Origin of the sequence: Parabacteroides sp. PFB2-10 (genome assembly GCF_029893085.1) — a bacterium.
In the GTDB taxonomy this organism is placed as follows: domain Bacteria; phylum Bacteroidota; class Bacteroidia; order Bacteroidales; family Tannerellaceae; genus QVMG01.
In genome coordinates, this window is the sequence record NZ_JARXWI010000023.1 from 1 (window position 1) to 14216 (window position 14216).

Below are 14216 nucleotides of genomic sequence, written 5' to 3' on the forward strand. Positions count from 1 at the left end.
CCTTTATGCAGCACCCCCAGTCGTTCGCTTCGCTCTCTTCACTGGGGGTTATTAGGAGTTAAACGCCTATGGGCGTTACCTGCTTACCTTCACATTTTCCCAAATTGGAATATCCCTCACTCCTTTCTCCCCTTCTCCTTTTTCCTTTCTCCTTCCAATATTACATAATCTGAAGATCAACAGCAATAGCGGAGCAGTTACTTCCGGATTGAAAGTCATTTTTTTCTGTTAAAAGCAATATGTAGTACACAATTTATATATAAACGACTGATTATCAATATCCGATTAGGCTATTTTGTAGATCATAAATAGCCCATAAACAGGCTTTTGTAGGTATTATATAGACCCTTTTTTTATGGTTTACATCTTCAAACCGACTATTCTTGTGATCAAAGCTTTTTATTACTTAATCTAATATTCAAGTCATGGGAATAACACAAATTCACAGTCGGTCGAAGGCCGGCTCTTTCCTTAAGGCAACCATTTTCATGGTGCTTTTCTCTCTTTTGCCTTTGCTGTCGTTCGCGCAGGAAACAGTTGTAAAGGGAGTCGTCTATGATGATCTTAATACTCCGGCAACGGGGGTTAATATCTTGAAAAAAGGGACTACTGTCGGTACCATTACGGATATTGACGGAGCCTTTGAAATAGCAGTGCGTCAAGGCGACGTATTGATTTTCTCCTATATCGGGTTTGTAACGGAAGAGGTCACCTACAATGGGCAGGCGCGCTTGGAGGTCAGACTCAGAGAAGACACGGAGAAACTGGATGAAGTAGTGGTTATCGGCTATGGTTCGATGAAAAAGAGCGACCTCACCGGTGCGATCTCCTCGGTTAATGTTGATGAACTGGCCAGTCGCGCCACCACCAATCCCGCGGAGGCGTTGCAGGGTAAAATTTCCGGTGTCAACATCCGTAAGTCAGGAGGTAACGCGGGCGCCGGCGTATCGGTAAAGATTCGTGGGGTGAAATCGTTTGGCGACAATGAGCCACTTTACATCATCGACGGATTTCCCGGAAGCATCAACAATGTAAACCCGCAAGACATTGCCTCCATGGAGGTGTTGAAAGACGGTGCCGCTGCAGCCATCTACGGGTCGACAGCAGCCAACGGCGTTATCATTGTCACCACAAAGAATGGGAAGAAAGGGGAAATCAAAGTCGATTTCAATGCCTACCTCAACAGCACACAGGTAGCGAAAAAGCTGGAAATGCTGGACGCCAAGGGTTATGTGCAGGTGCATAAGCAGATGTACGACAACTACAACGCGCAGTATCCCAAAGGCGCAGTGGAGCTACCGGGTTATATCACCAGCCCCGGCAGTGTGAATACCAACTGGCAGGATGAAGTCTTCCGCAACGGTCTCTCTCAGAACTATATGGTAAGTGTACGCGGAGGTAGTGAGAACGCGCGTTTCTCTATCTCCTACAATCACGCGGATGATAAAGGAATTCTGTTGGGCAACCATTTCAAACAGGAAAATGCCCGCATGAAAATCTCTGCTTCGAAGAGTATTTTTGATATTGAAGCTAACCTGGGCTTTCGTGCGACCAAGAGCGAACAGCCTCAGTATTCCTTGAAAGAGGTCTATATGATCTCGCCATTAGTGCCCGTTTACGATGATACCAAAGAATATGGGTATGGCCTGACCGATAGCAATGGTCTGCCAAGCAACCGTAACGTGATTGCCGACAATCACTACCGTGACGCGGTGACCAACAATTACCATATCACGGCCAATGCCGCCATCACGGCAAACTTCACCGACTGGCTGAACTTCAAGACCGCCTATTCGTACCGGGGAAGCCACCAGCGTTATAAATATCATACACCTCCCTATATCTCCGATGTACGTTCGAAGACTGAATATCCCTATCATAGTGAATCGTCTACCTACTGGGAAGAGCAGGTGATCGATAATATATTGACATTCAACCGCAGCTTTGGCGACCACTCACTGAATATCATGGCAGGTAACTCGGTTACTTTGCAGGATAGCAATTGGAACTCGGTAGCTGTCGAAGGGAAAACAATTGTTTACGAAGTAAAAGACGGACAATTGGTATCCAGCGATAAGCCCGCCGGTTTCCTCGATCCTAACTTCGCTACCATCGATGCCGGAAAGGGAGGCACTTACACAGGGGAAGGCTCCTTGTATGAATACCGCCGCGTATCATTCTTCGGCCGTTTGAACTATTCCTACGCCGGTAAATACATGATTCAGGCCACCTTCCGTCAGGACGGTTCCTCTAAGTTCGGTAGCGAAAGCCGCTGGGGATTCTTCCCATCTGTCGCACTCGGATGGCGTATCTCGGAAGAGGGCTTTTTCCCGCAGGGCGGACTGTTCAATAACCTGAAACTGCGCGCGAGCTGGGGACAACTGGGTAACGAACAGGCGTTGGGCTATTATGATTTCCAAGCGTTGATATCAACCTATAATAACCTATATGGTGGTTATGTACAGGGCTCGGGTTCGACACCCTGGCCGGGAAGTATTGCTATGGGATTGGCCAACCGTAGCCTGCAGTGGGAGACGACCGACACCAAGAACGTCGGTGTTGACTTTGGCATCCTGAACGGGAAGCTGCACGGATCGTTCAACTACTACTACAACCAGACCAAAGATATGTTGATCACCAAGAAACTGGCACCATCCGTAGGTCTTTGGAATCCGGTTATGAACGTAGGGAAGATCCGTAATACAGGGATCGAACTGGAACTTAACTGGAACGACCGCGTAGGTGATTTCGATTATAACGTTGGCTTCAACCTCAGCACGACCGACAATAAAGTGGTCGAACTATCCGATCCGAAGCAGGCGCTTTATGGCGAAGGCTTGAAGTGGGGAACCGAACACTTCCCGACACAGACACGCGTAGACAGCCCGATTGCCAGCTTCTTCCTGTATCGCACGGATGGTATCTTCCAGAACGAAGCAGAGGTAGCGGCGCATAAAAACGCCAGTGGTGAACTGTTGCAACCCAATGCCCGCCCGGGTGATATCCGTTTCAGAGATGTAAACGAGGATGGAGCTATCAATGAAGAGGACAAAGAGAACTGCGGCGTAGCGATCCCGAAAGTGGAAGCCAACCTTTCCTTTGGAGCCTCCTACAAAGGATTCGACTTCTCCTTCCTGATCGGAGGAGGATGGGGTGGCAAATTATACAATGCCAACCGCTACTTCTATGAAGGGATGAGCTCCGGATCGAACTTCCTGAGTACCGCTCTGAATGCCTGGACAACACAAAACACCAATACGGACGTGCCGCGTGCCATATTGCAAGACCCGAACGGGAATGCCCGCGAATCGGATCGCTTCCTGGAAAATGGAAATTATATCCGTTTGCGCCAGATGCAACTGGGTTATACGCTGCCCGGCTCGCTCTTGAAAAGCATGCATATCGACCGCCTTCGTTTCTATGTAAGTGGCGAAAACCTGTTCACCATCACGCCTTACAACGGGGTCGATCCTGAGTTCTCTCGCGGTTCGGTATTGAATACGGGTATCGATACGCATATCTATCCGTTCACCCGCTCCTATGTGGTCGGTCTTCAACTTACTTTCTAATCTTATCATTAATACTCATTCGTTATGAAACAAATAAAATATTTCACCCTTGCGCTCTTACTTGCCGGAAGCCTGGCAGGTTGCGACGATTTCCTGACGGTACAATCACCCGACGAACTCACCTCCGATTCTTTCTGGAGAGATAAAGAAGACGCCGAAGCCGGACTGGCTGCCGCCTATTCCAAATTGGAAGCTTCGACCGATACCTGGGAGTTTCCGGAGGTTTACTTCCCGGTAGAGTCCTATCGCGAAGACATCATCAAGCCGGGATCGGATGCCTACAACTACCCGAACTGGATCGAACTGGCAAACTTCACCTATACAAACGGGAACTCACAGTTTACGGCCTACTGGCGCGACAACTATTATGGCATCAACTACAGCAACCAGATTATTGAAAATGTGCCGAACATTCCCCAGGGACAGATCACCGAAGAGGATCGTGCCATGATTCAAAACGAGGGCTACTTCTTGCGTGGCTATTACCACATGAAGCTATTGCTCAACTGGGAACAGATCGTTTTGCGCGATAAGTATATCTCTTCGACCGACGAGCTCGATAAACCGCTTGCTTCACGCGCCGAAACATGGGATTTCATTATCGACAACTTTACCAAAGCCACCGCCCTCCCGGCTGAACGCACAACAGAAACACAAGGACGCGCCACGCGTGGAGCCGCCTATGCCTTCCTCGGATGGGCACATCTGACACGCGCTTACGAAGAATCGGCCAATAAAGAGTCACACCTGAATGCCGCGATCACCGCACTTAATCAGGTAACCGGCTATGAATTAGTCAAAGAATTGCGTAGCCTCTTCGACGGAACAAACAAAAACTCCAAAGAGGGTATCTTCGAATTACAATTGACGCTCAACACGGCAAACGGTGCCCGCTATCGCACGCAACTCCATCGTTTCATCGGTTGCGGCGAACTCTGGGGATGGGAAGAGATTCTTCCAACCGATATCCTGGTAGCGGAATACAAAAAAGAGGGGAAAATAGCCACGACAGGACGCTATGACAGCCGCCTTTACGAGACATTGTTTATCAAAGATGAATACTTCAATGACCCAGAGGCGGGCAACGTGTATGGCTATACATACGACGAGTGGTTTGAGGGAGCCGACAAACCGGCGTTCCGCAAATACATGCCTGCCGATTATGCCGGGATGTATGCCAACTATTTCGCGCCTAATATCATATTGATGCGTTACACCAATGTATTGTTGATGAAAGCGGAAGCCCTGAACGAGCTGGGGCGCACATCGGAAGCCATCCCATTGATCAATCAGGTACGCGCCCGGGCGGATATGCCAGCCATGACAGGCACATCGCAAGCCGACGTACGCGCACAGATCGAACATGAACGTATGCTGGAATTCCCATTGGAAAATATGCGTTTCTATGACCTTCGCCGTTGGGGAAAAGTAAGGGAGGCATTAGCCGCCGCTGGCCGTACCGGTTTCGATCCGGCGAAGAATAATTTCTATCCGGTTCCAATCCAGGAGGTAAACACAAATAACGAAGTCAATTAACAGGTTTTATGTCGCATGGGTGTGCCGAATGATCGCGCACCCATGCGATACATTGTACAAAAGAATTACTGCTCTTTCACGTTTGATTGAAAGATTAATCCGATGATATCATGAAATACACGCTGGTCATCATTTATAGCCTATTGCTCTCCACGATTGCATCTGCGCAACCCAAAGAGTGGGAAAACCAATATATCAACCAGATAAACCGGGAACCGCTCAACGCCCATTTGGTTCCCTATGCATCCGAGAAAGCGGCTCTCCACAAAGAGAAATCAGGCGAAAGACGCCACTCGCTCAACGGTACCTGGAAGTTTCACTTCGCCAAGAGTCCCTCGCAACGCCCCGTTTCTTTCTACGAGAAGGGATTCGATGTGTCGGAATGGGCAGCCATCGAGGTGCCGGGCAGTTGGGAGTTACAAGGGTTCGATGCGCCAATCTATACGGATACCCGTTATCCTTTCCCCCCTAACCCACCCTATGTTCCTGCGGATTACAATCCGGTCGGTTCATACAAAACCACCTTTCGTGTTCCGGCAGCGTTCGACGGTCACGATATTCTATTGCATTTCGGCGGGGTGGAATCGGCGTTTTACTGCTGGGTAAACGGACATTTCGTAGGCTATAGCGAAGACAGTCGCCTGGCTGCCGAATTCAATATCGGGCAATACCTGCAACCGGGTGAGAACGAACTGGCGGTCGAAGTCTACCGTTACAGCGACGGTTCCTACCTGGAAGCACAAGACTACTGGCGGTATAGCGGCATAGAGCGGGATGTGATGCTTATCGCACGTCCCAAAGTGCATATCAAAGACTTCGAAATCATCGCCGACCTTAGCCCTGACTATCGGAATGGATTATTCGATCTATCCCTCACCCTTGACGAACAACGACCAATCAAAGGCACGAAAATACAAATAAAGCTGTTGGATGAAGGAAAGGAAATCGCCTCCTCTATCCTTCAGAGTAGAACAAACAAAGAACATAAATTGCATTTCAACAAAGCGTTTCCCGAAGTAAAAACATGGACCGCAGAGACACCTCATCTCTATACACTTGTCGTAAACACGCTAAACGCAAAAGGCAAGGTAACCGAATCGTTTACGCACAAATTCGGATTCCGGAAAGTAGAAATCAAAAACGGTATGTTGTTGGTGAACGGTACGCCTATTCTGCTTAAAGGGGTGAACCGCCATGAACACGATATGCACAAAGGTCGTACAATCTCGGTAGAGAGCATGGTCGAAGATATCCGCTTGATGAAACTCTTTAACATCAACGCCGTGAGATGCTCACATTATCCGAACTACCCCGAATGGTATGAACTATGCGATGAATATGGCATTTATTTGGTGGACGAAGCGAATATTGAATCACATGGTATGACCGACCATCCGACCACCCGCACGCTGGCGAATTGGGAAGGCTGGGATATTCCTTATATGGAGCGCATGCAGCGCATGGTGGAACGCGATAAGAATTTCACCTCTATCATCACCTGGAGCCTGGGCAATGAGTCGGGTTACGGGAAGCATTTCGAGACAATCTATCACTGGACCAAAAAGCGTGATCCGTCTCGTCCGGTGCAATACGAAGGGGGCGGCGTGCAAAGCGTGTCGGATATCTATTGCCCCATGTATGCCCGTGTATGGGCCTTGCGCCAGTGGGTCAATGAACGGCAAAGTCGCCCGATGATCCTTTGCGAATATGCCCACGCGATGGGGAACAGCGTCGGCAACTTAGCAGACTATTGGGAGCTTATCTATAAATATGAGAATCTCCAGGGCGGCTTTATTTGGGACTGGGTAGACCAGACATTCGCCCAAAAAGATGAAAACGAAAACGACATCTGGGCCTACGGAGGCGATATGGGATTTGTCGGGGTGGTCAACGATTCCAACTTCTGCGCCAACGGCCTTGTCGCCGCCAACCGCACCCTGCATCCGCATATATGGGAGGTTAAACGCGTCTATCAGTATATGCATTTCGAGCCGGTGCCTTTTGCCAACAACAAACTACGCATCACCAACCGCCACGACTTCCTGACAAGCGATGTGTATGACTACCGGTGGACCGTGAAAGCCGACGGCGAGATCGTCGGACAAGGGCTATTCCATCTCCCCACCATCGCACCTCATCAGTCGGCAGAGGTAAGCCTCCCATTACCATCCATCCAAGGGAAAGCGAATACAGAGTATTTCCTTCACATTACGGCTCTGACCAAAGAGGAAGCGCCGTTGGTACCCAAAGGGCATAAAGCGGCAGAAGCGCAATGGCTGCTTCCGGTAGAAACGCCTGAAGCACCCGCTACTTCCAAGCGAGGCACGCTGAGTCATACGGAAAACAACGCCGAGCATCGGATCCAATCAGCATCCGCCACCCTCGTTTTCTCGAAAGAAGATGGCGAGATCACCCACTATTCGGTCAACGGAAAGACGTATCTATTGGAAGGCTTACGCCCCAACTTCTGGCGCCCGATGACCGACAACGATGTAGCCAACCGCACCGGAAGCCGATGCGCCATCTGGAAAGAGGCCAGCGATCAGCTGTTGTTGCAAAGCCAGGTGGTAACCGTTTCGGACAATCGCGAAGAGGTAACAATGGCGATCCGTTATCAGATGCCAGAGCAGGAGTCTGTTTGCAGCGTACTGTATACCATCTATGCCGACGGAAGCCTCCGTACCCGTTTCACCTTTACGCCCGGTCAGAAGCCGCTACCAGAGATACCTCGCCTGGGGATGCGCATGATTCTGCGGGAAGAATACGACCAGATGACATGGTTTGGCCGTGGTCCGCATGAGAATTACTGGGATCGGAAGAGCGGAGCCGATATCGACCTCTACAAAGCATCTGTCTGGGAGCAATACCATCCATACGTGCGTGCCCAGGAAACGGGCAACAAAACGGATGTTCGTTGGGTAGCCTTGCAAAACAGGGATGGCGATGGCCTATTGATTAAAGCCGTTGGTGAGCCACTGAATGTCAGCGCTTGGAACTTCCATCAGCAAGATCTCTTATACATTCCTTCTACTGTGAAGAATGTACACGGGGGAAGCATCCAGAAACAGCCGTTGGTATGGCTCAATATCGACCATCAACAGATGGGTGTCGGTGGCGACAATACCTGGGGCGCCAAGACCCATCCGGAATACACGATCACACCGGTCGAGCAGTCTTACGAGTTCATCCTCCTGCCTGTCACCGCCTCCGATCATCTTCCGGACAAAATAAAACAATAACAAACACTGAATATCATGAAGAGGAAATCAATCTATACCTGTTCGGCCATCCTACTGGTATGTCTGGTTCTTGCCTCCTGCTTCCAGCAGGAACAGGAGACCGAACGCATCGCTCTCGAATATGGGAACCTGTTAGATATCCGTTACACGCCGGATGGGAAGAGCCGGTGCAACGGATGGTTTACCGATGGCGGCGCCTGGTATGGCTTTACGCCTCCGAAGGCCGACAACTGGGTGAATGGATTTTGTGGTCCTTTTCATCTGGATATGAACAAACGGAGGTGGATTTCCCAAAGCGTAGTGCAGGTTTGCTTCGAAGAAGAAGACCGTTCGGCTGTTTATCATCCGGACACCGTTATCTATTACCCCGGTGAGCTCTATCTCAAAGCCTCATCGGCCAAAGGAAGTATCGAACAACGATTGATATTCATCGATTCATCCACCGCCCTGCTCTCCATAACCAGTGATCGGGCATCGCATTTCCGCTTCTTCGGGGAAGCCTTGGAGAAAGGAGCCTCTTGCGCTGTCGATAAGAATACATTCCTCCTTACCGGAACAAGTGGAGAGGGTGTGGCGGTATCCTTCTCGCCCGAAACTGGCCTGCTAATCGACGAGAATGGCTATGAGACGCTGTCGGTTCGCAAGGGGAAAGCCGAGGTGGTGATCTCTTTCTATACCGATCCGGCATCACAACGCCAGGCGTTGCAAAAGGCCTCCTTTGTATTGAGCGCCCCCGCACAGTATAAAAAAGAAACGGAAGATCGCTGGCAGGGCTACCTGACGGCGGCTCTTCGCGAAGATATGCCCGCCGAATTCGACCGGGTGGCGGTGAAAGCCGTCATGACACTTATGGCCAATTGGCAAGCGGCGCGCGGCGACCTTTACCACGACGGTGTGGTTCCGAGCCATGGGGTAGGCTACTTTATGGGGTTCTGGGGGTGGGACTCCTGGAAACATGCTGTGGCATTGGCTCGTTTCGCGCCGCGCCTGGCCAAAGAGCAGGTGCGTACCATGTTCGACTATCAGACACCCGAAGGCATGATCATCGATTGCATTTATAGTGAGGCGATAGAAAACAACGCCCGTAACAGCAAACCCCCGTTGGCCGCCTGGGCCGTCGATGCGATCTTCCGGGAAACCGGCGATGCGGAATTCGTGAAAGAGATCTACCCCAAACTATTGGCTTACTACCGTTGGTGGTATCAATACCGCGATCATAACCGAAACGGCATCTGCGAATTCGGTGCCTGCGATGGCACACTCGAGGCGGCAGCCTGGGAGAGTGGCATGGATAACGCCATCCGTTTCGATGATTCCCGCATGGTAGAGAACAGCCCGGGCGCCTGGAGCCTCGATCAGGAGTCGGTCGATCTGAATAGCTTCCTGGCACTCGAACATCGCCTACTGGGCAAGCTGGCCGCTGTTGCCGGAGAGGAATTCAACGAACCCGATCGCACAGCCGATGTACATAATTACTTTTACGCAGACGATCCCGGTTTCTTTTTCGACAAACGCTTAGACGGCAGCTTCGTAATGGAAGAGGGAACGGAAGCCTGCATTCCACTCTGGGCAGAATTGGCTACCCAAGAACAGGCCGCCTCTTGTGTAGAAATATTCACAAATCCTATTAAATTTGCAACCTATATCCCATTCCCTACAATTGCAGCAGACAATCCGAAATTCATGCCTGCCGGTTATTGGAGAGGCCCTATCTGGCTCGATCAGGTCTATTTTGGTATTTCAGGGATGCGTAAATATGGTTATCAGGCAGAGGCCGACCGCTTCACTGAGCAGGTGTTCACCCGCCTGAAAGGATTAACAGGAAGCGCTCCAATCCATGAGAACTATGACACGCACGACGGAAGCACCTTAAAGGCGCCTCACTTCAGTTGGAGTGCCGCCCATCTGTTGATGTTGTACTGGGAATATGGGAGGTAGTAAAAAAAGACATCTATGTTTATTGTCATTGGCATTATGTTTGGCGGGATAGCCATCGGCTATCTCCTGCGCAAAGCAACCTTTCTGAAGCATATCGGGAAACCGATTAACTATACCATTATTCTTCTCCTGTTCCTATTGGGCATACAGGTGGGGAGCGATCAGAATATCATCCGCAACCTGCCGCTGCTCGGCGGACAGGCGTTGCTGTTGGCCGTGGCTGGCACCCTGGGCAGTGTCCTGGCAGCCTGGCTTGTCTATCGATTTGTTTTCAAAAAAAAGGAGGGTAAATCATGAAAGGAAGTCTTATCGTGGTACTCTTCTTTGCCTTAGGATGCGTGTTGGGATGGGGATTGAACCTGTTTGAGATCACGATCGAGGGCGATCTCACCCGTTATGTATTATACCTATTGATGCTTCAGGTGGGAATCAGTATCGGCTGCGATAAAAAGTTGGGAGATATTATCCGTAACATCCGCCCCACCCTATTATTGGTTCCGCTGGCAACCATCATCGGCACCCTCTCCTTCTCGGCATTGGTCAGTCTGGTTATCACCCAATGGAGTGTTTTTGACTGTTTGGCGGTAGGCAGCGGTTTTGCCTACTATTCGCTCTCGTCCATCCTGATCACCGAACTCAAAGAGGCCTCTCTGGGTGTTCAGTTGGCCGCCGAATTGGGCACAATCGCGCTTATGACCAATATTATGCGGGAGATTATCACCCTATTGTTCGCCCCACTAATGGTGAAGTATTTCGGACGCCTGGCTCCCATCTGTGCCGGAGGAGCCACCACCATCGACACCACCCTGCCTATCATCACCAAATATTCCGGACAAGACCTCGTATTCGTCGCCATCCTGCATGGCATATTGGTCGACCTGAGTGTCCCCCTATTGGTCTCTTTCTTCTGTACGTTATAATAAAAATACTACATTCGATATACATCGAAGCAAACATTGCTTTACAATAATTTGCTTTACGCTATCGATTTGCAAAATAACGTTCGCTTCCTAAAGGCAGAAATATCATTTTGTCAAAACCGCAGGAGAAATTTTCCGAAAACCCGGGACTTTTTTCACAAACCCCCGGGAGAAACACTTTTTAACAATACGAATAGTAAGCAAAAAGGGCGAGTTTTAGTTAAAATTGCCCTTCCGTGCTTACACTACGAAATGTTTAAAAAGAGAGAAAAATGGGCAAAAAAGGCGGATTAGGCTTTATCGGGAGATAATATGTATATTTACACAATAGACGCTCAAAAAACACCGACTAAGATGAACGAAGAGAAGCGATATAGAGATTTTGGAGACTTCCTGCGGGAGTTCTTTCCTTTTAAGGTGCAGAAGATTTCTGTGAATGCGGGATTCACCTGTCCAAACCGGGATGGCACGAAGGGGGTAGGCGGATGCACTTATTGCAACAACCAGACCTTTAGCCCGGACTATTGCCATACGGAGAAATCGGTTCGGGAACAGTTGGAAGAAGGAATCGCTTTCTTTTCGCGCAAATACCCGGAGATGAAATACCTGGCCTACTTTCAGGCCTATACCAATACCTACGACGAACTGGAGACGCTGAAAAGAAAGTATGAAGAGGCGTTGGCCTTTCCGGATGTGGTGGGGTTGATTATCGGGACACGACCGGATTGTATGCCGGATGAATTACTGAATTATCTGGCGGAACTGTCGAAACATACCTTTGTGATGGTGGAGTATGGGGTAGAATCGACCCTGGATCGTACGCTTGAACGTATCAACCGGGGACATAGTTGGGAAGAGTCGAAAGAGGCCATACGGCGAACAGCCGACAGGGGCATTTATACCGGGGCGCATCTGATCCTGGGACTGCCTGGTGAAGAGCGTGAGGAGATCCTGCATCATGCCGATCTGTTGTCGAATCTGCCACTGACTACCATCAAACTGCATCAATTACAACTGATCCGTCAGACGCGCATGGGGCGGGAATACATGGAACACCCCGAGCGGTTCCTTTTGTATACTGCAGAGGAATATGTGGAATTGGTGATCGATTTTATAGAACGACTGAACCCCTCTTTTGTGGTGGAACGGTTTGTTTCCCAATCGCCGAAGGAACTATTGATCGCTCCCGACTGGGGATGGAAGAATTACCAGTTTACCGCCAAGGTAAACCGCCGCTTGGAAGAGCGGAATACCTGGCAGGGGAGATTGTTTTCCCAGGAGTAAATTTATCGAATCGCTTCCCGGATACGAACTAATTTAACCAAAAGCTCTTCCAGAAGATCCAACTTCAACATATTGGCGCCATCAGATTTGGCTACTGTCGGGTCGGGATGTGTCTCGATAAAGAGGCCGTCGGCGCCTACGGCGATGGCTGCTTTGGCTACGGTTTCGATCAGGGCAGGAAGGCCGCCGGTAACGCCACTGGTCTGGTTGGGTTGTTGAAGCGAATGGGTTACGTCCATCACCACCGGAAAACCAAACTGTTGCATCTGAGGAATGCCCCGGCAATCGACCACCAGGTCGGTATATCCGAAGGTGGTTCCGCGCTCGGTGATCATCACATTATTGTTTCCTGCGTCGACTACCTTTTGTGCGGCAAATTCCATGGCGGCGGGAGAGAGGAATTGCCCCTTTTTAATGTTGACGATCTTGCCGGTTTTTGCCGCGGCAATCAATAGATCGGTCTGGCGACACAGGAAGGCCGGTATCTGTAATACATCGACATATTCGGCGGCCATAGCGGCTTCCTGATTCTCATGAATGTCGGTTACGGTCGGTATGCCAAACGTTTCATGTACCTTTCGCAAGATCTTAAGCGCTTTTTCATCGCCAATTCCGGTGAAGGAATCGATACGCGAGCGGTTAGCCTTGCGGTAAGAGCCTTTGAATATATAGGGGATAGAAAGTTTTTCCGTGATATGAAGGATCTTTTCTGCTATCTGCAAAGCCATCTCTTCGCCTTCGATCACACATGGACCGGCCATCAGGAAGAAGTTGTCGCTTTTGAAGTTGTCAATTGTCACCATGATTCAATATGTATTATTTAATAGTTTTATTGTTATTTCTATTTTATCCTCCGTGGGAAGCGTGGCATCTATCCAGTGAATTGTATGGCCTCGGCGCTCCATTCCCCGGAACCAGGTCATTTGTCGCTTGGCAAACTGGTGGATGGCTATTTCTAATTGGCTGACCATGTCATCGTAGGTGAGCTCGCCGATGATGTATTGCGTGAGGTATTTGTATTCCAGACCATAATAAATCAGATCCTCCGGCTGTACGCCTGTTTCGAGTATGCTCTTCACCTCCTCGACCATTCCCTCCTCTAAGCGGGCATGCAGTCGCCGGGTTATTTTCTTTCGCCGAAGTTCACGGTCGATATCGACTCCGATAATCAGGCTATGCAGCGGATCGTATTCGTTGACATCGGGCGCTTTTGTGCGGTAATACTCTTCGATTTCGATCGCCCGGATAGCGCGTTGGGCGGAATCGACATCGGTTTTGTTGTGCAATACTTTGTAAGAGGCCAGGATCACCTCCAGCTCTTCCAGCGACTTCTGTTTCAATGATTCGCGTAAAGGAGGATTTTGCGGAACGTCTAATAGCTTGTAACCCTTGAGTACCGCCTCAATATACATGCCTGTACCGCCACAAAGCACGGGCAGTTTCCCGCGGCTTTTGATATCCTGATAGGCAGCAAAGAAGTCATGCTGGTATTCAAACAGATTGTATTTGTAGCCGGGCGGATGGATGTCTATCAGATGGTAGGGGATCTGCTTCCCGTTTACGACGTAATCTGCTAAATCCTTTCCCGTACCGATATCCATGGAGCGGTAGATCTGTCGGGAGTCGGCGCTGATAATTTCCGTGTCTAAGCGCGCGGCAAGCGCCGCGGCAAAAGGTGTTTTCCCGGATGCCGTTGGGCCTAATAGGGTAATAAGCTCGTATGGTTCCAT

Annotated in this window: 9 protein-coding genes; 7 read left to right on the plus strand and 2 right to left on the minus strand. The window is 49.8% G+C overall.

What is annotated here, in order from left to right; translation table 11 throughout:
* Window positions 1-488: 488 nt before the first annotated feature.
* From M2137_RS13820 to M2137_RS13850, 7 genes are all read left to right on the plus strand, one after another.
* On the plus strand, window positions 489-3569 hold the full coding sequence (locus tag M2137_RS13820) for a TonB-dependent receptor (protein WP_280767064.1): 3081 nt from the start codon (window positions 489-491) through the stop codon (window positions 3567-3569).
* A 24-nt stretch (window positions 3570-3593) separates the two neighbouring features.
* On the plus strand, window positions 3594-5105 hold the full coding sequence (locus M2137_RS13825) for a RagB/SusD family nutrient uptake outer membrane protein (protein ID WP_280767034.1): 1512 nt from the start codon (window positions 3594-3596) through the stop codon (window positions 5103-5105).
* 110 nt (window positions 5106-5215) lie between these two features.
* Complete coding sequence (locus tag M2137_RS13830) at window positions 5216-8344, plus strand: glycoside hydrolase family 2 TIM barrel-domain containing protein (RefSeq protein WP_280767035.1); 3129 nt, start codon at window positions 5216-5218, stop codon at window positions 8342-8344.
* Between the two features lie 15 nt (window positions 8345-8359).
* Window positions 8360-10282, plus strand: coding sequence for a trehalase family glycosidase (locus M2137_RS13835; RefSeq protein ID WP_280767036.1), 1923 nt, complete (start codon window positions 8360-8362; stop codon window positions 10280-10282).
* A 15-nt stretch (window positions 10283-10297) separates the two neighbouring features.
* Window positions 10298-10579, plus strand: coding sequence for a LysO family transporter (locus tag M2137_RS13840; protein ID WP_280767037.1), 282 nt, complete (start codon window positions 10298-10300; stop codon window positions 10577-10579).
* Window positions 10576-11202 (plus strand): lysine exporter LysO family protein, encoded by a 627-nt coding sequence (locus tag M2137_RS13845; RefSeq protein WP_280767038.1) that lies wholly within the window; start codon window positions 10576-10578, stop codon window positions 11200-11202. The genes M2137_RS13840 and M2137_RS13845 overlap by 4 nt, the downstream gene beginning before the upstream one ends.
* 354 nt (window positions 11203-11556) lie before the next feature.
* On the plus strand, window positions 11557-12486 hold the full coding sequence (locus M2137_RS13850; RefSeq protein WP_280767039.1) for a TIGR01212 family radical SAM protein: 930 nt from the start codon (window positions 11557-11559) through the stop codon (window positions 12484-12486).
* A gap of 2 nt (window positions 12487-12488) precedes the next feature.
* Here M2137_RS13850 and kdsA read toward each other — a convergent pair whose 3' ends face one another.
* The gene (kdsA, locus tag M2137_RS13855; protein ID WP_280767040.1) at window positions 12489-13289 is read right to left on the minus strand and encodes a 3-deoxy-8-phosphooctulonate synthase; all 801 of its coding nucleotides are present in this window, start codon (window positions 13287-13289) and stop codon (window positions 12489-12491) included.
* Between the two features lie 3 nt (window positions 13290-13292).
* Complete coding sequence (gene miaA, locus M2137_RS13860) at window positions 13293-14216, minus strand: tRNA (adenosine(37)-N6)-dimethylallyltransferase MiaA (protein ID WP_280767041.1); 924 nt, start codon at window positions 14214-14216, stop codon at window positions 13293-13295.

Coding starts and splice junctions, on each gene's coding strand:
- M2137_RS13850 (WP_280767039.1), top strand. CDS start 11,557: ATGAACGAAGAGAAGCGATATAGAGATTTTGGAGACTTCCTGCGGGAG.
- M2137_RS13845 (WP_280767038.1), top strand. CDS start 10,576: ATGAAAGGAAGTCTTATCGTGGTACTCTTCTTTGCCTTAGGATGCGTG.
- M2137_RS13835 (WP_280767036.1), top strand. CDS start 8,360: ATGAAGAGGAAATCAATCTATACCTGTTCGGCCATCCTACTGGTATGT.
- M2137_RS13820 (WP_280767064.1), top strand. CDS start 489: ATGGTGCTTTTCTCTCTTTTGCCTTTGCTGTCGTTCGCGCAGGAAACA.
- M2137_RS13830 (WP_280767035.1), top strand. CDS start 5,216: ATGAAATACACGCTGGTCATCATTTATAGCCTATTGCTCTCCACGATT.
- M2137_RS13825 (WP_280767034.1), top strand. CDS start 3,594: ATGAAACAAATAAAATATTTCACCCTTGCGCTCTTACTTGCCGGAAGC.
- M2137_RS13840 (WP_280767037.1), top strand. CDS start 10,298: ATGTTTATTGTCATTGGCATTATGTTTGGCGGGATAGCCATCGGCTAT.
- miaA (WP_280767041.1), bottom strand. CDS start 14,216: ATGGAACCATACGAGCTTATTACCCTATTAGGCCCAACGGCATCCGGG.
- kdsA (WP_280767040.1), bottom strand. CDS start 13,289: ATGGTGACAATTGACAACTTCAAAAGCGACAACTTCTTCCTGATGGCC.